The sequence below is a fragment of the Zobellia laminariae genome, from assembly GCF_030553095.1.
Lineage (GTDB): Bacteria > Bacteroidota > Bacteroidia > Flavobacteriales > Flavobacteriaceae > Zobellia > Zobellia laminariae.
Genome location: NZ_CP130738.1, coordinates 4,999,025 through 5,018,232, shown reverse-complemented (window position 1 = coordinate 5,018,232; position 19,208 = coordinate 4,999,025). Strand labels below are relative to the sequence as shown.

The 19,208-nt window shown below is 36.8% G+C and carries 17 protein-coding genes and 4 pseudogenes; 8 read left to right on the top strand and 13 right to left on the bottom strand.

Annotation, left to right across the window (positions count from 1 at the left end; translation table 11 throughout):
* The 7 genes and pseudogenes from Q5W13_RS24065 to Q5W13_RS24035 all read right to left on the bottom strand — a co-directional run bounded on the left by Q5W13_RS24065 (nucleotide 1) and on the right by Q5W13_RS24035 (nucleotide 9,274).
* Nucleotides 1–1,178, bottom strand: a pseudogene (locus Q5W13_RS24065) (aspartate aminotransferase family protein).
* Nucleotides 1,175–2,731 (bottom strand): OstA-like protein, encoded by a 1,557-nt coding sequence (locus Q5W13_RS24060; RefSeq protein ID WP_438364169.1) that lies wholly within the window; start codon nucleotides 2,729–2,731, stop codon nucleotides 1,175–1,177. Before Q5W13_RS24060 ends, Q5W13_RS24065 begins: the two are co-directional and overlap by 4 nt.
* A 345-nt stretch (nucleotides 2,732–3,076) precedes the next feature.
* Entirely contained in the window at nucleotides 3,077–4,348 is a 1,272-nt protein-coding gene (locus Q5W13_RS24055) for an adenylosuccinate synthase (RefSeq protein WP_304444831.1), read from the bottom strand.
* 12 nt (nucleotides 4,349–4,360) lie between these two features.
* Nucleotides 4,361–4,816: a Fur family transcriptional regulator gene (locus tag Q5W13_RS24050; RefSeq protein WP_304444830.1), complete on the bottom strand. Its 456-nt coding sequence runs from the start codon at nucleotides 4,814–4,816 to the stop codon at nucleotides 4,361–4,363.
* Nucleotides 4,817–4,871: 55 nt separating this feature from the next.
* Nucleotides 4,872–7,076: a RelA/SpoT family protein gene (locus Q5W13_RS24045; protein ID WP_155596926.1), complete on the bottom strand. Its 2,205-nt coding sequence runs from the start codon at nucleotides 7,074–7,076 to the stop codon at nucleotides 4,872–4,874.
* Between the two features lie 104 nt (nucleotides 7,077–7,180).
* Nucleotides 7,181–8,409, bottom strand: a pseudogene (locus Q5W13_RS24040) (M48 family metallopeptidase).
* Between the two features lie 54 nt (nucleotides 8,410–8,463).
* Nucleotides 8,464–9,274 (bottom strand): annotated as a pseudogene (locus Q5W13_RS24035) (TrmH family RNA methyltransferase).
* 62 nt (nucleotides 9,275–9,336) lie between these two features.
* On the opposite strand from Q5W13_RS24035, the gene Q5W13_RS24030 reads away from it, so the two are divergent.
* Genes Q5W13_RS24030 through Q5W13_RS23995 form a run of 8 tightly spaced genes read left to right on the top strand, consistent with a single transcriptional unit; the run spans nucleotide 9,337 to nucleotide 14,338 of the window.
* Entirely contained in the window at nucleotides 9,337–10,137 is an 801-nt protein-coding gene (locus Q5W13_RS24030; RefSeq protein ID WP_304444829.1) for a DUF6503 family protein, read from the top strand.
* A gap of 47 nt (nucleotides 10,138–10,184) precedes the next feature.
* Entirely contained in the window at nucleotides 10,185–10,427 is a 243-nt protein-coding gene (locus tag Q5W13_RS24025; protein ID WP_155596922.1) for a MoaD/ThiS family protein, read from the top strand.
* A gap of 57 nt (nucleotides 10,428–10,484) precedes the next feature.
* Nucleotides 10,485–10,958, top strand: coding sequence for a cyclic pyranopterin monophosphate synthase MoaC (gene moaC, locus Q5W13_RS24020; RefSeq protein WP_155596921.1), 474 nt, complete (start codon nucleotides 10,485–10,487; stop codon nucleotides 10,956–10,958).
* On the top strand, nucleotides 10,942–11,538 hold the full coding sequence (locus tag Q5W13_RS24015) for an NTP transferase domain-containing protein (protein ID WP_304444828.1): 597 nt from the start codon (nucleotides 10,942–10,944) through the stop codon (nucleotides 11,536–11,538). Before moaC ends, Q5W13_RS24015 begins: the two co-directional genes overlap by 17 nt.
* A complete protein-coding gene (moeB, locus tag Q5W13_RS24010; protein WP_304444827.1) occupies nucleotides 11,535–12,608 on the top strand; it encodes a HesA/MoeB/ThiF family protein in 1,074 nt (357 codons plus the stop codon). Before Q5W13_RS24015 ends, moeB begins: the two co-directional genes overlap by 4 nt.
* Complete coding sequence (locus Q5W13_RS24005) at nucleotides 12,592–13,368, top strand: sulfite exporter TauE/SafE family protein (RefSeq protein WP_304444826.1); 777 nt, start codon at nucleotides 12,592–12,594, stop codon at nucleotides 13,366–13,368. Before moeB ends, Q5W13_RS24005 begins: the two co-directional genes overlap by 17 nt.
* Before the next feature lie 27 nt (nucleotides 13,369–13,395).
* Nucleotides 13,396–14,025, top strand: a complete 630-nt coding sequence (locus Q5W13_RS24000) for a WbqC family protein (RefSeq protein ID WP_304444825.1) — start codon at nucleotides 13,396–13,398, stop codon at nucleotides 14,023–14,025.
* Nucleotides 14,018–14,338: a DUF6122 family protein gene (locus Q5W13_RS23995; RefSeq protein WP_155596916.1), complete on the top strand. Its 321-nt coding sequence runs from the start codon at nucleotides 14,018–14,020 to the stop codon at nucleotides 14,336–14,338. Before Q5W13_RS24000 ends, Q5W13_RS23995 begins: the two co-directional genes overlap by 8 nt.
* Here Q5W13_RS23995 and Q5W13_RS25785 read toward each other — a convergent pair.
* The 6 genes and pseudogenes from Q5W13_RS25785 to Q5W13_RS23965 all read right to left on the bottom strand — a co-directional run bounded on the left by Q5W13_RS25785 (nucleotide 14,321) and on the right by Q5W13_RS23965 (nucleotide 19,102).
* Nucleotides 14,321–14,704 (bottom strand): endonuclease/exonuclease/phosphatase family protein, encoded by a 384-nt coding sequence (locus Q5W13_RS25785; RefSeq protein ID WP_438364168.1) that lies wholly within the window; start codon nucleotides 14,702–14,704, stop codon nucleotides 14,321–14,323. The genes Q5W13_RS23995 and Q5W13_RS25785 overlap by 18 nt on opposite strands.
* Entirely contained in the window at nucleotides 14,625–15,284 is a 660-nt protein-coding gene (locus Q5W13_RS23985) for an endonuclease/exonuclease/phosphatase family protein (RefSeq protein WP_304444823.1), read from the bottom strand. The genes Q5W13_RS25785 and Q5W13_RS23985 overlap by 80 nt, the downstream gene beginning before the upstream one ends.
* 63 nt (nucleotides 15,285–15,347) lie before the next feature.
* The gene (locus Q5W13_RS23980) at nucleotides 15,348–16,214 is read right to left on the bottom strand and encodes a rhomboid family protein (protein WP_304444822.1); all 867 of its coding nucleotides are present in this window, start codon (nucleotides 16,212–16,214) and stop codon (nucleotides 15,348–15,350) included.
* 1 nt (nucleotide 16,215) lies between these two features.
* Nucleotides 16,216–16,959: a rhomboid family intramembrane serine protease gene (locus Q5W13_RS23975; protein WP_155596914.1), complete on the bottom strand. Its 744-nt coding sequence runs from the start codon at nucleotides 16,957–16,959 to the stop codon at nucleotides 16,216–16,218.
* Nucleotides 16,960–18,809 (bottom strand): annotated as a pseudogene (gene mutL, locus Q5W13_RS23970) (DNA mismatch repair endonuclease MutL). It lies immediately after the preceding gene.
* Nucleotides 18,809–19,102 carry a riboflavin synthase subunit beta gene (locus Q5W13_RS23965; protein WP_368662375.1) on the bottom strand — a complete coding sequence of 98 codons (294 nt, stop codon included), beginning with the start codon at nucleotides 19,100–19,102 and terminating at the stop codon, nucleotides 18,809–18,811. Before Q5W13_RS23965 ends, mutL begins: the two are co-directional and overlap by 1 nt.
* Nucleotides 19,103–19,208: the final 106 nt, after the last annotated feature.

The following is a 19,208-nucleotide window of genomic DNA, read 5'->3' as shown; positions in this document are numbered from 1 at the left end:
TTATTGCTTGTAACCTTCTAAAACTTCAAGGATTATACCACAACCGGTTTCAATTTCATCTTTAGAAATCGTTAGTGGTGGTGAAATTCGTACCGCAGTAGGTTCAAAAAGTAACCAAAATAAGATCAAACCTTTCTTGACACAGGTTAGCACTAAGTAATTGGCTATTTCGGCATTTTCTAGAATTAAGGCCAACATGAGGCCTTTTCCTCTAATTTCTTTAATTAGTCGGTGTTTGAGTAGTTTTCTAACACGAGCTTCTTTTATAAGGGTGTCAGAGATAAGTTGAGTTTCGGTAATTTCCTTTAACGTGGCTAAACAGGCAGCTGCAATAACAGCATTACCACCAAAAGTAGTAATATGGCCTAATTTTGGACTATCCTGTAATGTAGCCATAAGCGCATTAGAAGCTGTGAATGCCCCAACAGGTAATCCTGAAGCCATTCCTTTTCCGGTCACTAAAATGTCTGGCACACAGTCATAATGCTCAAAAGCGAATAATTTGCCGGTACGGCCAAAACCATATTGAATTTCATCAAGAATCAATAAAGTGCCTGTTTCGTTACAACGCTGTCGTACTTTTTTTAGATATCCATTTTTTGGCTCTATAAAACCTGCACCACCTTGTATGGTCTCTAAAATGACACCGGCAGTCTTTTCTGTTATTTGTTTTAAATCTTCATCGTTGTTAAACTCAATAAAACTTACATCTGGTAATAATGGTCTAAAGGCACTTTTCCGTTCTTCATATCCCATTACGCTTAAACTGCCCATGGTATTACCGTGGTAGGCATGGCGGGCTGCTATTAATTGGCTTCTGCCAGTAGCTCTTCGTGCCAATTTTAAGGCGCCTTCAACAGCTTCTGTTCCGCTATTGACCATGTAAGTGGTTTCTAAAGAAGCAGGTAGAAGTGAAGCAAATAATTTGGTGTATGCTACTGCTGGTTCTTGAACATATTCTCCATACACCATTACATGCATATAGGTTTCTGTCTGTTTTTGAACGGCACAACTTTGGGATGACAATGCCCTAAACTACAGGCTGAAACGCCTGCAACAAAATCTAAATGTGCATTACCATTGGTGTCATAGATATAACTGCCTTTGGCATGCGAAACTTCTAAGGCCAAAGGATGTGGCGAAGTTTGTGCTTGGTATTTTAGAAAGTCTTGTTTCATTGTACAGAACTGGAGGTAACTTTTTTGACCTTTGGTCTAAGGATAGGTGCAGGAGCCTTATCATTTTTGGGAGGTATCTTATTTATAGGGTCACCAGAATTTTGGGAACGTTCTGCTTCTTCAGCATCAATATCAATAGGGTTTTCTATACCTCTTATGATAGTGAGTTCCATATTTTTGTCGTCTTCGTCAAAAATATCATCCTTGGTAACTATTCGTTCATCACCACGCCAAATAAAACCTTTTAGTTTACGACTTTCAACAGGGAGCTCCGTTTCAGGGAAAATATCACCATCTGGATCAATAAAAAAAGTAAGGTCCTCTACATCGTTATTGGCCATTACAATATTTATCTTACTACATATGGTTTTATTTATACCTATAAGCTCTTCATCATCATTATACATGTAATATATAACTTCAGTATTTTTAATAAGGTCTATATGTTTCAGTTCGTTTTCTACAAATTTTCCAAAGAGGTCTTTACCTTTAGCTTGGTTATAACCACTCATACTAATGCTATCCAATGAAATAATAAAAGCATTTTCCAGTACTTTAAGCGAATCTAGTTTCTCTGTTTCAAGATTGGATATGAGGTGTATACTATCACCGGTCATTTGATTATCACCGTTCCATAGTACAGGATTACGAATCAATTGAGTAATTCCTGTTTTTTCGGAGGAATGTATAGAATCACACTTTCCGCTTAAATCTGTTTTGAAGAATTTAGCATTTCTAAAAGCACGAAGCACTCTGTTATCAGGCTTTCCTGTAATCATCAATGTATCGCCATGCATATAAAGTGAATCTTGTTCTACTAGACTTATAGAAACCGCTCGTTTAGTGGCAAATACAGAATCTTTTGCTTTAAATACCTCTGCATAATGAGCACGTATAATACCATTGTTAACTGTATCTGTAACCGTAATATTATTGGTAGCGGATGCAAATTCAGAAGCTTTATCAAAATAGACACTATCGCCTTCAATAATACGGTTGTTATAATCAATACGAGTATTTTTAATCCCGTAGCCGCTTTCTATTTTTGTATCATAAAAACCACGTTCGCAATATATTTTATAGGCTTCTCCAGTAATGGTAGAAGGGCCATACATATATGCATTTTTGGAGGTTGTGTAGTAATCAAGCTGTTCGGAATCTAGTATGTACTGTGGGTTGTCTATATGAACGCTATCTAGAAATTGGTATTTATCCAATTCCATAAAATAACGACCTATTTCACTCGTCAAAGTATTTGTAGAATCTATTATGGTACCCGAGCTATTGTAATACGACTCTTGATTTTCACGATCAAAATATAGCGTGTCTGTTTGAAGAGTCATCTTTCCACTCTGCTGATCGGTTTCCAAGAGAACACTCTCAAAAGCTTTGGCTAATTTTGTTTCACCATCGTAATTGATTTTCCCACTAGTCATTTCAATGGAATCGCCCTGTTTCAGGCGTACATTGCCAACTGCGCGTAAGCGATTTTCTTTTTGGTAAAATATAGCAATATCGCACCAAAGGTCTGCGCCTTGGTGTTCAAACTGCACCTGCTTATCATCTTTGCTGAAAATTGATGCTCCATAAATTGAGATTCGTTTTTGGTGAAGTTGGCACCGTAAACAATATTAATCTGCTTGCTTTGTGTGGTGTCCTGGAGGAAGTCTTTTCTTCTTGTGCGTAGCCAATTAGTGACGTGGCAAGGAAAAACAATAAAATGCGGAGTAGATTCAATGCTATCTAAATTTTGCCTAAAAGTAGGTTTTTTTAAAGGAAGCAATATAGTTTAGGATAGATTTAGGAGGATTACAGATTGTAATGAAATCTATAGGTGTCCACACTATCCTAAACTACATATCGAAATGTGTATTTCGAAGTTCTTTTATAACCTTTGGTTATCTGTGTATAGTCTGCGTACGGTCAGGCCCTACGGAAACTATTTTAATAGGCACTTCTAGTTCTTTTTCTAAGAACTCTATGTAAGCCATTAAAGTTGCTGGTAATTGATCAGCACTACTCATTTTAGTAAGGTCTTCTTTCCAACCTTTCATTTCTGAATAAATAGGCGTTACGTTTTCTGCTTCAATGTTAAACGGAAGGTGCTCTATTTTTTCGCCTTTATAGTTGTAAGCAGTACAGATTTTTAAAGTATCAAATCCGCTTAAAACATCAGCTTTCATCATCATTAATTCGGTAACACCGTTAATGATTACAGCATATTTTAAAGCAACAAGGTCTAACCACCCACATCTTCTAGGACGGCCAGTAGTAGCTCCAAACTCGTTACCTACACGAGCCATAGTCTCACCATCTTCATCAAAAAGTTCTGTTGGAAAAGGGCCACTACCTACTCTTGTAGTATATGCTTTAAAAATACCTTTTACCTCACCTATTTGGTTTGGGGCAACGCCAAGACCTGTACAGGCACCTGCAGCAGTAGTGTTACTAGATGTTACAAAAGGATATGTTCCAAAATCAATATCTAGTAAGGAACCTTGTGCGCCTTCGGCCAATATTTTCTTTCCACTTTTTTGAGCTTGGTAAAGATATTCTTCACTGTCAATAAAAGTAAGTTCTTTCAATTCGGCAATAGAGTCAAAGAAGTCTTTCTCCAATTCTGCCAAATCATACTGAATATCTACATCGTAAAAAGAAATCATAGCTTCATGCTTGTTAGCTAGGCTACGATATTTTTCTTTCCAATCAGACATTTCAAGATCACCGATACGCATACCGTTACGTCCTGTTTTGTCCATATATGTTGGGCCTATTCCCTTAAGGGTAGAACCAATTTTAGCTTTCCCTTTAGATGCTTCTGAAGCCGCGTCTAATAAACGGTGGGTAGGCAATATAAGATGTGCTTTTCTTGAAATGAACAATTTAGCTTTAATATCTAAATTGAACTTTTTTAAAGCGTCTAATTCTTTTTTGAAGATTACTGGGTCAATTACTACTCCATTACCAACAATGTTTAAAGCGCTTTTGTGAAAAATTCCTGAAGGTATGGTATGTAAAACGTGTTTAATACCATCAAACTCCAATGTGTGTCCTGCATTTGGACCTCCTTGAAATCTTGCGATGATGTCGTAATCTGTTGTAAGTACATCAACAATTTTACCTTTTCCTTCGTCTCCCCACTGTAATCCTAACAATAAATCTACTGCCATTTAAAATTTTGGTTAGCTGTTCGTGTTTTCTTTTTTATTTCGAGTACCATAAAAATAGAGGGAGTGGGTATTGATTGTAATATCAAAAACTTCCTCAATGGTTTTCTTTATAGATTGAATACGAGGGTCGCAAAACTCCATAACTTCACCGGTATCGGTCAAGATAACATGATCATGTTGGCGATCAAAATATGATTTCTCGTATTGTGCCTTATTTTTACCAAATTGATGCTTTCTAACCAGTTTACACTCTAATAAAAGTTCAATAGTATTGTAGAGTGTAGCACGACTTACCCTGTAGTTTTTATTCTTCATGTTTATGTACAGCGATTCGATATCGAAGTGCTCTTCGCTGTCATAAATTTCTTGAAGTATAGCATAGCGTTCGGGTGTTTTTCTATGCCCGTTCTCTCCTAAAAAAGTGGTAAAAACGTTTTTTACGATTTCCTGATTTTTGTTGGCTGCCATAACTAGGGTTACATTCGTCAATCCGCAAAGGTACGGTTATATTTTAATTACAATTCTAAATTCTTGTGACTTTATCTATTCCGTTTATTTTCTTCAGATTTGCCATCACTTTTTTCAGAATGCCATTATTTTTGACAACTACGGTAATCGTACCCTTAAAGGTTCCTCCATCAGTACTAAAATTAAGATTACGGATGTTTACGTGCATATCATCAGATATAATTTCGGTAATCTCACTCACTAGACCAAGGTTATCTATTCCCGTAAGTCGTATTTCAGATAGGAACTCTTCTTGGCTAGAGTCAATCCATTTGGCACTAATAATACGATACGCATAATTAGATTGAAGCTGTATGGCGTTGGGGCAGTTTTTCTTATGAACTTTGATTCCTTCGTTTATACTGACAAAACCAAAAACCTCGTCTCCAGGAATGGGGTTACAGCATGGAGAGAGTTTATATTCTAGTTTTTCTTCTTCCTTACCAAAAACCAATACATCATATTTGGCAGTAATCTCCTCCTTTTGGATTTCTAACGGATTAGGATTTCTTCGCATTTTATTTTTGAAGAAACTTATAAACGCGTTAGAGTAAGACGAAGAAAAGTCTTTTAGCATCTGGTTGTCTATAGATCCAATGCCTACTCTATAAAAGAGATCTAAGCTGGTCTTTAATTTAAAGAAGCTTACCATTTTATTTATGGAATCTTCGTTAAGGGCAACTTTCTGGGATTTTAATTTTCTGCGTAAAATTTCCTTGCCCTCTTCTGCAACTGATTTTTTCTCTTCTCTTAAAGAAGATTTTATTTTTGCTCTGGCCCTTGCCGTTGTGGCATAATCCAACCAGTTTTGATTAGGTTTTGCTTGAGCAGAAGTTATAATCTCTACTTGATCACCACTGTTAAGGGTTGTGTTTAAAGGGACTAATTTTCCATTAACCTTAGAACCTCTGGTACGCATACCAACCTCTGTATGTATATTAAAGGCAAAGTCTAACGGTGTGGCTCCTTTTGGTAAAGATTTAAGTTCACCTTTTGGAGTAAAGACAAAAATTTCTTTGGCGTAGAGGTTTAGTTTAAACTCTTCAACAAAGTCTACTGCGTTTGTATTGGCGTTTTCAAGTGCTTCCTGTAAACGATTGAGCCATACATCTATACCTTTTTCTTTTTGGTCTCCGTGTTTGTACTTAAAGTGAGCTGCATAACCTTTTTCTGCTATTTCGTGCATGCGTTCGCTACGAATCTGCACTTCTACCCACCTCCCTTTGGGACCCATAACAGTTATGTGCAGTGCTTCGTAACCTGTGGATTTAGGTGATGATATCCAATCTCGAAGCCTAACTGGGTTGGGAGTAAAGTGATCGGTCACGATGGAATAAATCTTCCAAGCTAAGAATTTTTCATTCTGCCGATCTGACTTATAAATAATACGAATGGCAAACTTGTCATAAATTTCATCAAAAGCCACGTGCTGAACCTTCATCTTTTTACGGATGGAGAAAATGGACTTCATTCGTCCTTTTATGTAATAGTTTAGTCCTTCTTCTTTTAAGGATTTGTCTATGACACCGGAAAAAGCATCAATGTAGGCTTGTTGATCTTCTTTTGACTCTTCAATTTTATCCTTAATACTTTGGTATACGCTAGGTTCGGTATACTTTAAACTAAGGTCTTCTAATTCCGTTTTTATGTTGTAAAGCCCTATACGGTGTGCTAGTGGAGCATAAATATATAGGGTTTCGGAAGCCATTTGCACCTGTTTATGCTCGGGCATGGCGTCCATAGTAAGCATATTATGGTAACGGTCTGCAATCTTAATAATAATTACCCTTACATCATCATTTAGAGTAAGTAACATCTTCCGAAAATTTTCGGCCTGCTGCGAGGTACTGGTGTCTTTTTTAAGATGCGCTATTTTGGTAAGGCCATCAACGATACGTGCTATAGTTTCACCAAACATTCGTTCAATGTCATCTAAAGTATACTCGGAGTCTTCTACAACATCATGAAGTAAGGCAGAAGCTATGGAAGTAGCATCTAGACCAATCTCTGAAGCTACTATTTTAGCCACAGCAATAGGGTGGAAAATATAAGCTTCGCCAGATTTTCTACGTTGCGTTTTATGTGCGTCTACTGCAATCTCAAATGCAGAGCGTATGAGTATCTTATCATCATCGGAGAGATGTTGGTAACTAATGCGCAGCAGTTCTTTGTATTGCTTGGCAATCTCCTTGTTTTCCTTCTCTATAGCTTCCTCGGTCATATTCAAATAAAAATAGAACAATCTTAGCAGTCGTACAACAAAAATTGGCCCTCTTTTTAGGCTATGTCAAAGTGTCTTTAATTTTGAATACTGGATGCGCTATACTATCTTTTTAAATTCTGAATACGATTAAGAAGTGTAGGGTGAGAATAGTGCATAAAAACGAAAGCAGGATGAGGAGTAAGGTTACTCAAACTATTTTTAGATAATTTTTTCAATGAGGTAATCAGCGGTAGTGCGGCATAGGTGTCTTTGGCATAATCATCTGCTTGATACTCAAATTTCCTTGAAAAATGATTCATAATCAGGCCGGTTATTTCAGAGATAGGGCTATAAAGAATGCCAAAACCAATAAGGGCTGCATGAAAACTGGGCTGAGATACGCCAATGGCAATAGATACCGCAGGATTATTCACGAACAATGATAGCACAAATATGATACCGGTCAATAACAAGGATGCTATGAGGTTGAAGATAATATGCTTCTTTTTGTAATGTCCTACTTCATGGGCTAAAACAGCAACAATTTCTTCTTCGTCCAAGGTCATTTATCAAGGTGTCATATAGGGTAACCCTTTTTTCTTTACCAAAGCCAGAGAAATAGGCATTTGCCTTTGTAGAACGTTTTGAACCGTCTATTACAAAGATGTTATTGAGTTCAAAACCAACGTTCTTGGCAAAGGCTTCTATTTTAGTTTTTAAGCTTCCATCTTCTAGAGGTGTTTGCTTATTAAAAAGAGGTACAATGAGTTTACTGTAAAACAAGTTCATGAACACCGTAAAAACAGATACAAGAGCCCAAGCATACCACCAGAAATTGTTGCCTGCCCATTGGAAAAACCAAATGATTACGGCTAAAAGTAGCCCGCCTACTACTGCGGTCATTAGCCAACCCTTTATTTTATCTAAAAAGAAAGTGCCTTTGGTAGTTTTTTTTATTGAAACCGAATTTCTCTTCTATTACAAAAGTGGAATAGTAGGATAAAGGAAGGGAAACGATATCGCTTCCTATCATAATAAAACCAAAGAACATTAGTGCCATTGGTATAGGTTGGGTTGTTACGCTACGCACAAGTTGGTCTATCCATTCAAATCCACCAAAAACCAAAAAACATAAGGTTAAGAGAAATGAAAAGGTAGATGTTAATAATCCAAAACGATAATTGGTCTTTTTATATGCTTGTGATTTTTTATACTCATCAGCATCAAAAACATCATTAAGTTCCTCTGGTATAGGGTCATTATAGCGTTTGGCGTTCAGGTAATCAAGAACGGTCTCGAGGATAAATTGTAGCACAAGAATGGCAATTATAGTATAGAACAGAATGCTCATTCGGTATTTTTTTTTGGTATATGGGGGTTGATATGTTGAGAAATGAAGCGTTATTTATTCGAAATTCCGCTGTCTTTTCGCTTCAAAGATAACAATAGCCGCTGAGACGGATACATTCATGGAATCTATCTCTCCTTGCATAGGTATAATAATGTTCTGGTTGGAGTTATCCAGCCATTCCTGCGAAAGTCCATCCGCTTCCGTGCCTACCACAATTGCAGATGCCGGATTAAAGTCGGTTTTAATATAATTTTCAGAAGCAGAAAGTGCTGCGCAGTAAATGTTGATATTTTGTGCCTTTAAAAATGCTATAACTTCTGGGGTACTGCCCATAGCTACTTTGTTCGTAAAAACGCAGCCCACACTAGAACGTATAATATTAGGGTTGTAGAGGTCTGTTTTTGGGTTGGCAATGATAACTGCATCAAGGTTTGCAGCATCGGCAGTACGTAACAGGGCCCCTATGTTTATATTTTTCTGGGGCTTCGGCAACGAGTATTAAAGGATTTTTATTTTTTAATTTCAATTTTTCCAGCAATGTGGGCTTGCTTTTCGCAATGGCCAGAACACCTTCAGTGGTCTGTCTGTAGGCTAATTTTTGGTAAACATCCTTTGTAACTTCAATATAATCGGGTGTTAACTTACTGTTTTCAAATAGGGTATAGGTTGCATTTAAGTCGAACAAGTCTTTTTGAAAAAGTACAGTTTCAATTTCATAACCACCTTTGAGAGCCAACTCAATTTCCCGTTGGCCTTCAATAACAAAAAGACCAGTTTTTTTTCGTTCCCTAGATTTCTCCTTTAAAAGCAGTATTTTCTTAACCAACGTATTTTGTACGCTAGAGATTTGCTTGATTTCGTGCATACCGCAAATGTAAATAAAAGAGCAATTGTGCGACCTATGTACCTAAAACTAAAAATAAACACATGAAACAAATTTTTACAATCTTACTGGTTTTAGTTCTAACGAACTGTAAAGAAGGGCCTAAGCAGAGTGAATCTGTTCAAAAACAAGTAAAAACGGAGGTTAAGGAAGAAAATAATGACTACCCTGAAGCACTAAATAAAGTTTTTGAAGCCCATGGCAGTTTAAAAAATTGGAGAAATAAACGCACACTAAGTTTTGAAATTGTTAATCCAGATGGTAATGAAAAGCACACTGTAGATTTATATTCAAGAAAAGATAAGGTTGAAACCCCTCCGGTTGAAATTGGTTTTGATGGTAAAGATGTTTGGTTGTTAGATGAGGCAAAGACCTACAAGGGTAATGCTGAACTATACCATAACCTTATGTTTTATTTTTATGCTATGCCTTTTGTTTTGGCAGATTCGGGAATCAATTATAGAGTTGCCGAAGATTTGGTTTATGATGGTAAAAATTACCCTGGGATTCACATAAGTTATAATGACGGCGTTGGAGCTTCGTCAAAAGATGATTACTATTTGTATTATGACTCTGAAACCTACGAAATGGCATGGTTAGCCTATACCTTTACCTATGGAACGGATGAGAAATCTGACAAATTGAGCTTTATTCGTTATAACGATTGGGCAGATGTTAATGGGGCACAATTATCTAAATCTATTACTTGGTACTTAAATGAAGGTAAATCAATAAAAGAGGTTAAAAAAACGGTGACTTTTGATAATATTGCTCTAGAGGAAACCTCTAAACCGGATGCGTTTTATGCTGTTCCAGAAAATGCTAATGTCATCTTAAAGCATTAAATTATCTTATTTTTTAAGTACCTTGTATCTTTAAATTTTATTTGAATATGGAGGTCTTGTTATTCGGCATAGCCAAAGATATAGTAGGTAGGTCATCGTTTCGTTTTGAGGAAGGTGATGAAATGCCCAAATCGGTTTCGGAATTGAAACAGAAATTGAATAATAGCTTTCCGGATTTCGGGAAGCTTTCTTCTTTAGCGGTAGCTGTAAACAGCGAGTATGCCGAAGATGCTAGGATTTTAAGTAAAGGAGATGAAATTGCTATAATCCCTCCCGTAAGTGGTGGGTAATCTAGAACTATAAAGGCATCTTCGTAAATTCAAAAACTTTAATAGGAGTAAAGATTTATGGAAAAAAAACTATCACATGTTGATGCCTCGGGAAACGCGGCAATGGTAGACGTATCCGAGAAAAAAATAACCGCTAGAACAGCTGTAGCTTCCGGTCGGGTAGAATTTCCACAAAAGGTTTTTGAAACCTTGGCAGCTCAAGAATTTCTGGGTAAAAAAGGAAGTATCATTCAAACGGCAGTAATTGCAGGTATTCAAGCAGTTAAAAAAACATCAGAACTGATTCCGCTTTGTCATCAAATTAACTTATCCAAAGTGCAAATTGATATTGTTCCCAATGGGCAGGCTTTAGAAATAAACTGTACCGTAAAATGTACGGAGAAAACGGGAGTTGAGATGGAAGCGCTTACAGGTGTTTCGGTTAGTGCATTAACTATTTACGATATGTGCAAGGCATTGTCTCACGATATACGGATTACCAACGTTCAGTTGGAAGAAAAAACAGGAGGAAAGAATGATTATAGGTCCTAAAATATATGGTTTGGTGCTTGCAGGAGGGAAAAGCACCCGAATGGGAAAAGACAAAGGTTTAATTCCCTACCACGGTATGCCACAACGCGATTATCTTTATAATCTATTGGGCAGGGTTTGTGAAAAGACTTTTTTGAGTATTAGACCGGAACAACAGGGTGAGATTGCCAATGATGTTGAAGTGATTGTTGATGAGAATAAGTATAGAGGACCATATAACGGGCTGCTATCTGCCCATTTAAAACACCCCGATGTGGCTTGGTTGGTTTTGGCGTGTGATCTTCCACTAATGGATCTTCTTGCGCTACAAGAATTGATAAGTGCTCGTGACCCAAATAAAGTAGCAACTTCGTTTGCCCAAAAGGAAGACCCTTTACCGGAGCCTCTCTGTGCTATTTGGGAGCCAAAAGCTTTTGAGGAAAGCTTGGCTTATCTAGAAAGCGGAAACGGGACTTGTCCTAGAAAATATTTGATTAATAGTGAGGTTAAATTGGTTTTTCCTAAAAATCCCAACGTACTGCTGAATGCCAATTCGGAGGACGAGTATAAGGAAGCCATCCTGAAATTAGCAGTGGAATGAACGCAGAACGCTACGACAGACAAACGATTTTAAAAGAGTTTGGTATGGAGGCTCAACTGAAATTACAGTCGGCCAAAGTACTGGTGGTAGGAGCTGGTGGCCTTGGGGTTCCTGTGCTTACCTATCTGAATGCTATGGGTGTGGGAGTTTTAGGTATTGTAGATAATGATGTGGTGTCGTTATCCAACTTACACCGGCAAGTATTATATACTGAAAAAGATATAAATAAGCCCAAGGTAGCTACCGCTGTTTTAAAATTGAAAGAACAGAATTCAGAAACTAACATTATTTCTCACGAAACATTTTTGACACGCGAAAATGCTCTTGATATCATAGCGGACTATGATATGGTCGTTGATGCTTCGGATAATTTTCCTACCCGGTATTTGGTGAACGATGCTTGCGTGATTTTAAATAAACCTTTTGTTTACGGAGCTTTACATAGTTTTGAAGGGCAAGTAAGTGTTTTTAATTTTGAAGGAGGACCTACATATCGTTGTCTTTTTCCTGAAATGCCAAAAGCAGATGAAGTGCCTAATTGTAATGAAAATGGAGTTTTGGGTATTGTGCCGGGAATCATCGGTAATTTCCAAGCGCTAGAAGCTGTAAAAATACTTACGGGAATAGGGGAGACCCTTTCGGGTAAATTATTACTTATTGATGGGTTGTCAAGTAATTTTCAGAAAATACGTTTTTCAGTGAATCCTGAAAATCTAAAGATAAAAGAGCTGCAGGAGAAATATGAGTTTGACTGTGAGATACCCATAAATTCTATTGCTTCGGATGCTTTCCAACAAATTATAGATAAGAATAAGGTGCAACTTATAGATGTTCGCACTCCCAAAGAGTTTAATAGAAATCATTTCTCTTTTGCCCAGAGTATTCCGCTTTCCGAACTTGATGAACGGCATGATGAGATTTCGTACGACGCTAAAATTTATGTCATCTGTCAGTCTGGGGTACGCAGTAGAAAAGCTGTAGAAATACTCAAAGGTTTAAACGCCAATGCTAATTTGATTAATGTAGAAGGAGGGATGAACCAAATTTCAAAGCATGCTATTAAGTACTGAGAACCTGGTGCTCCTATGTTTGGGTTTCTTTATTGTAGCTACACTTTACTCTTCGGTAGGATTTGGGGGCGGGTCTAGCTATTTAGCATTATTGACACTTTTTCTAGGAGGTTTTTTTGCCATACGCTCTATAGCTTTGATATGTAACTTGGTAGTAGTTTCTGGCAGTACTTTTTTATATTTTAAGAATGGTCATGCAAAGTTAAAAGACTTTTTGCCATTTGTGTTGGCTAGTATACCTTTAGCATTTCTTGGAGCCTCTTTTCGATTGGAAGAAAATGTTTTCTTTCTTTTATTGGGGTTTTCACTTGTAACCTCGTCTGTGTTTTTGGCGTCACAAACTTTTTCAAAAAGAGATTTTTCAGAAAAGGTTGCTAAATATCCTAAGTTCTTAACCTATGTATTGGGGGGTGGAATTGGGCTTTTATCTGGACTTGTAGGTATTGGCGGTGGTATATTTTTAGCACCAATATTAAATCACCTTAGATGGGATAAATCGATTAAAATAGCTGCTTTGGCCAGTTTTTTTATATTGGTAAACTCCGTTTCAGGCTTAGCGGGTCTAATTCAAGGAGGAATGTTAGTTTTGCCTTGGAAGGAAACCTTGGCCCTTGTTGTTTCTGTACTCATTGGTGGCCAGCTGGGTATTCGTATTAGCTTAAAGAGATTCACGCCCAAAGGAATTAAGAGGGTAACAGCCTTATTGGTTTTTGTTGTAGGGGTTCGTATTTTACTCAAATATATCCCAGAGGTATTTTAATAAAACAATTTTAAAAAAGTAATAGCATTGAAAACTCTTTTAAACCCAGCATATTTTCCTGATATAGCAACTTTTTCTACAATAGCTCAGCATGAGGTTTGTTGGGAAGTTCAAGATAATTTTCAGAAACAGACCTATCGGAACCGGGCTTACATCTGTAATGACCGTGGCAGGCACATGCTCAGCATTCCTATACAACATGTAGGGAACAAGAAGGGTAGACTAAATAAGGATGTTAAGTTAGATAATACGTATGAATGGCAACGTCAGCATTGGCGTACTTTGAAAACGGCTTATAGAACCTCGCCTTTTTTTGAATTTTATGAAGATGAGATAGCTCCGCTTTATGAGAAACAATATAACTTTTTGTTAGATTACAATCTTCTGACCATAGAAACTATTTGTGATTGCATTCAGTTAGATATGCCAACTGAGAAAACGGTAGTATATGATGCAAACCGAGAAGGTTTTTTTGATGGCAGATTTCTTGTAAACCCAAAGGGCAAGTTAAATTTTGAGCAGGAAGAGTACAATCAAGTTTTTTCCGATAGAAATGAGTTTTCGAGAAACACGAGTGTATTGGATTTACTTTTTAACGAAGGAACGAACGCATTAAGTTATTTAAAGAACCAAAAATTAAGTTTCTTGAATGCTTAGATTTATCATGCATTATGGCATTCATTTTTTAGTACCCATCTTTGTTGGGTGGTATTTTTATAAGGAATATCGGTTAAAGGCTATTTTAATATTATTGGCGGGTATTGTAATAGATATAGACCATTTACTTGCTAGTCCAGTTTTTGACCCTAACCGCTGTAGTATAGGTTTTCATCCGTTACACAGCTATTGGGCAATTGCAATTTACTTTGGATTGTTGTACTATAAAAAAACTAGAATATTTGGATTGGCCTTTTTGATTCATATTTTGGCAGATGCCACAGATTGTTTCTTTTTATTTCAATCTAAATGAGGCCATAACCGGGAAGTGATCTGAATATTTCTCGTTATAATTTTTATGACCCATTACCTCAAAATTGGAATCGGCCATGATAAAATCAATACGAATAGGTATCATAAGAAAATTATAAGAACGCCCATAGCCGGACCCTTTCTCAATAAAGGTATCTTGCATGTCTCCCTTAATAGTATGATATACCGATGAAAATTGGGTGTTATTAAAATCTCCACATACCAAAGTTTTATAAGGGCTTCTTGCTTTGTGGTCGGCTATGATTTGAGCCTGTTGTTGCTGTCTTTTAAACGCTTTGGTAACCCGTCTCAGAAGCCGCTCGGAAGATTGTGAGCGCAGAACTCCCGTACCATAGAGTAATCCCAAGCGATTGCATATGTAAGTTATATAATCGTAACGTATCGCCTTTGTAAAGTATATCGGCATATGACCCGTTATTAATACTATTAGGGAAATCTATAATCTCTGCGTTTATAATTGGATACTTGGAGAAAATTCCCATATGTACCTTATCTCCGGTATGAATCTTCTTTAGGAAGTGGTAAGGATAATCTAAATAATTCTCTTCCATATCATAGCCTACCTCTTGAAAATTAATTATATCTGGATTTTCCTTCCTGATAAAACTTTTTATTTGCTGAGGAATGCTATCATTATCTAAAAACCGATACCTGTTAAAACCACGAACATTAAATGTCATTAATTTTAACTCGTCTTCTTTAAAATCTGTGGACTTAGCTGAAAATTTTAAAAAGGTCCCTAAAACAAAATAGCCAAATACAAGGACAGATAAAGAGGTGAAAGCCTGTTTTTTAAGCCCCAACAACCAGTACAGGAAGAAGATAGCGTTTGCTACTACTAAGGCTGGTACACCTAAGCTTAAAATTGATAAAAAAGGAAAAATTTCTAAAGAAAGATAAGGTACCGCACATGCTAGTAAGAGCACAACGGCAAAGATGACATTAAAGAAAAAAATAGTTTTATTAAAAAATGACAGTCCCCTCATACGCTAGTCTTCCTTGCCCGCTTTAAATAGAAAGTCTTTTTCTATTTTGGAAAGGCTTTCGTATCCAGATTTACTGATTTTGTCTAGAATAGCATCTATCTTTTTCTGATGCGTTTTTTTATCGTAATTAGCTTTTTTAGCGGCCGTTTTTTGTTGGTTTTTAAAAACCGTTTTCATTGGAGCTTTCTTTTCACTTTTCTTGAAAAGGTTAGCAATACCATCAACGAAATTAGAAAATCCTTCACCAATATCTCTTCCATTGTAAAGTTGTCTGGCATACATGTAACCTAAAAGTGCTCCTCCTAAATGGGCTATTCTTCCACCTATATTACCACCCATAGGAATCTGAACTAAATCCATCAAGACAACGAATAATCCTATTTGCCAGAGTTTTACGTTAAAAAAGAAAAGACGAACCTCTTGGTTTGGAATATAGGTACACACAAAAATAAGTACCGCCATAACCCCAGCTGATGCCCCAATCAGAGAAGCGTTTACACCAATTAGCGTTGGAAAAATATTATAACTTAAAAGAAATAATAGTCCGCCTAAAATAACGCCTAGAAAATAAATGTTTAGAAATCGTCTGCCATCAAACAGATTCAGGATAATACGACCAGCTACATAGAGTATATACATGTTCCAAAGAATATGGAATATACCACCATGTAAAAAAGAGTAAGTTATTATGGACCATGGCTGCATTAGAAAGTCAAAAAAATCTTTAGGTAAAGCAAACCAATTTTCAACATTAGGGCTAACGAGTGCTGTAATGAGCCCCATTACGATAAAAACAATAACATTAATGGCTATGAGCTTTTCAGAAACGCTCAATCGTGCATATTGATATTTTAAGTCTCCGTTTGTCATATTAGTTCCAGCGGTTATTGTTAAACTGATTTTTTTTCCAATACCACATCATCAGAAAGCCAAATAAGGCTCCTCCAATATGAGCAAAATGTGCGATACCTTGACCAAAAATAGCATATCCTGTTACTCCTGAAAATAAATCCAATCCAATCAAGACGGGAATAAAATATTTTGCTTTGACTGGTACAGGGATAAACATTAGGAAAAGCTCACTATTAGGGAACATCATACCGAAGGCTACTAAAACTCCATAAATAGCTCCTGATGCCCCAACGGCCGGTGTATTATAGGCAGATAGAAAATTATCTATCGTGCTTTTGGATGCAATATTATACCAATCTGGACTGTATTGACCTGCAGAGATAATATCCAATACATTACTCTCGGTCATACCACTACTAACTAAGGCTTGCATGCCTTCGTTAAAATAGTAATAGTTTACAGCTGTATGGAGTAATGCAGACCCCAGACCTGCGGAGAAATAGAAAAATAAAAATTTGTTACGTCCCCACATTTTTTCAAGTGGAGAACCAAAGGCCCATAGGGCGTACATGTTAAAAGCAATATGCATAAAACCACCATGCATGAACATATGGGTTATAACCTGATAAAATGCAAAATTTTCGTTTTTTGGAAACCACAACGAAAACCACTGATACATCTGGTCACCATACATAGAGGTTGCCACAAAAAACAGAACGTTAATTATGAGTAGGTGCTTTATGGCTTCGGTAAGTTTTCCCATTTAAATAAATTTTTTGTCAATATCATTTTCGGTAATAGTGATATATACCGGTTTATTAAACGGACTTACCATAGCTTCCTTACAAGCGAACAAGTCATTTACAAGTGCAATTTGAGAGGCATTGTCCAATGTCTCTCCTGTTTTAACAGCCAAAGTCTTTGCCAAAGTTTTAGAAAGTATGTCCGTATGAGAAAAACTTTCTTCGGTTATCTCCTGTTGGTAGTCTGAGATTAACTGATCTAATATCATGCCAACTTCACTTTCTGCTACCAATAATGGAATACCGGTAACGGTAATGGATTCACCTTCTATTTTTTCAAAGAGAAATCCAATAGAGACCAAAATATCCTCAATTTCTTGAAGTGCAATGATTTCTGATTTTGAGAAAGCAATGTTTAATGGGAATAATAATTGTTGACTAACAGCTTGTTGTACTGTACTGTTCTTCAAAAACTTCTCATAAAGTACTCTTTGGTGTGCTCGGCTCTGGTCTATAACAACCATTCCTGACTTTATGGTAGTCACAATATATTTTCTTCTAATCTGGAAGGTAGTCGTAACGGCTTCTGTTGATTCTTTTTCGCCTTCAAAAATAGAACCTGTAATGATGTCCGATTCAAAACTAATGCTTCCTGCACTATCATCAGTTCCCATTTTTGATTCGTGGCCAACATACAAGCTTTCCCAGCTCTGTGTATTTGGTTTTTGATAGCTACGAGTAGCAGTGGGTGTATTTTTTGTTTCCTGAAAAGGATTGAATCCTGAATTTACGGTTACATTTGGTTGTATGACCGTCTTATTTTTGAATTCATAAGGTGTCTGTAAATTAGGATCGTGTTCAAAATCTAGGGCAGGGGCAACGTTAAATTGACCTAAACTATGTTTAACAGTAGACCTTAAAATAGCATATAGGCTATGTTCATCATCAAACTTAACTTCGGTTTTAGTAGGATGGATATTTATATCTATCGATGCTGGGTCAACCTCTAAATAAAGGAAGTAGTAGGATAACTATCAGATTTTATAAGTCCTTCAAACGCCGCTACAATAGCATGATGTAGATACGGACTTTTTATAAATCGGTTATTAATAAAGAAAAACTGCTCGCCTCGACTCTTTTTAGCGAATTCCGGTTTTGTAATAAAACCTTTTATCACTACAATAGGAGTCTCTTCTTCAACAGGAACTAGCTTTTGATTAGTTCTGGTTCCAAAAATGTTTACAATACGTTTTCGGTAATTGTCCGATGGAAGATTAAAGAGCTCACTTCCGTTATTGTAAAAGTGAAAGGCAATTGTTGGGTGCGCCAAAGCTACCCGATGAAACTCATCTGTAATATGGCGGAGTTCTACTTGGTTACTTTTTAGAAAATTACGTCTTGCTGGAATATTAAAAAACAAATTCTTGACCGCCATAGAGGTGCCCTTTGGCGTAACACTTGCTTCTTGGTATATAATTTTACTACCTTCTATTTTAAGGTGGGTGCCTAATTCTTCGTTTTCTGGCTTGGTCTGCATTTCTACATGAGCAATAGCAGCAATAGATGCTAAAGCTTCACCACGAAAACCCTTGGTACTTAAATTAAAAAGGTCTTCTGCTTTTTGAATTTTAGAAGTGGCGTGCCGCTCAAAACTGAGTCTGGCATCTGTAGCACTCATGCCTAAACCATCATCAACGACTTGAATAAGAACTTTTCCGCCGTCTTTAATAATAAGTTTGATGTTATTGGCACCAGCATCAATTGCATTTTCAAGTAATTCCTTAACTACTGAGGCAGGGCGTTGAACTACTTCACCAGCTGCAATCTGATTAGCAACATGGTCCGGTAAAAGTTTTATGATATCTGCCATTAGTTAGGGAAGAATATAGAGATCTCAAAATCGATGATATAAAGTACAATCAACACTAAAATGGCTATGATAATAGCCATTCTCACCTTCATGTTGGTGTCTCCTTGGCGCTTTACATCAGACATGGCGCTACCAAATTTTCCTTTTAAGCCTCTGGCGGGATTTAGTGTACTTCTAAATTGATCCAGTTTTGGTTCAATTTTAAACGGATTGCCTTTCCCCTTATCGTCATAATAACGAGGGGCGTAATCGAATTTTTTACTTCGCTTTAAGCGCGTGAATTTACTTAGCATTCCCATGAACTCCAAAGTTACTTAAAATCGAAAAATATGCCGTATTACAGCTGCCAAAATTTGTTAACAGACCTTAGGGTGTGGGTTTGTAAGCGATAAAACTATA

Excerpts from the sequence above, each read along its gene's own strand:
- Q5W13_RS23965 (WP_368662375.1), bottom strand. The coding sequence starts at position 19,102 with ATGCTAAGTAAATTCACGCGCTTAAAGCGAAGTAAAAAATTCGATTAC.
- moaC (WP_155596921.1), top strand. The coding sequence starts at position 10,485 with ATGGAAAAAAAACTATCACATGTTGATGCCTCGGGAAACGCGGCAATG.
- Q5W13_RS24045 (WP_155596926.1), bottom strand. The coding sequence starts at position 7,076 with ATGACCGAGGAAGCTATAGAGAAGGAAAACAAGGAGATTGCCAAGCAA.
- Q5W13_RS24055 (WP_304444831.1), bottom strand. The coding sequence starts at position 4,348 with ATGGCAGTAGATTTATTGTTAGGATTACAGTGGGGAGACGAAGGAAAA.
- Q5W13_RS24005 (WP_304444826.1), top strand. The coding sequence starts at position 12,592 with ATGCTATTAAGTACTGAGAACCTGGTGCTCCTATGTTTGGGTTTCTTT.
- Q5W13_RS23975 (WP_155596914.1), bottom strand. The coding sequence starts at position 16,959 with ATGGGAAAACTTACCGAAGCCATAAAGCACCTACTCATAATTAACGTT.
- Q5W13_RS24030 (WP_304444829.1), top strand. The coding sequence starts at position 9,337 with ATGAAACAAATTTTTACAATCTTACTGGTTTTAGTTCTAACGAACTGT.
- moeB (WP_304444827.1), top strand. The coding sequence starts at position 11,535 with ATGAACGCAGAACGCTACGACAGACAAACGATTTTAAAAGAGTTTGGT.
- Q5W13_RS23980 (WP_304444822.1), bottom strand. The coding sequence starts at position 16,214 with ATGACAAACGGAGACTTAAAATATCAATATGCACGATTGAGCGTTTCT.
- Q5W13_RS24025 (WP_155596922.1), top strand. The coding sequence starts at position 10,185 with ATGGAGGTCTTGTTATTCGGCATAGCCAAAGATATAGTAGGTAGGTCA.
- Q5W13_RS23995 (WP_155596916.1), top strand. The coding sequence starts at position 14,018 with ATGCTTAGATTTATCATGCATTATGGCATTCATTTTTTAGTACCCATC.
- Q5W13_RS24050 (WP_304444830.1), bottom strand. The coding sequence starts at position 4,816 with ATGGCAGCCAACAAAAATCAGGAAATCGTAAAAAACGTTTTTACCACT.
- Q5W13_RS24015 (WP_304444828.1), top strand. The coding sequence starts at position 10,942 with ATGATTATAGGTCCTAAAATATATGGTTTGGTGCTTGCAGGAGGGAAA.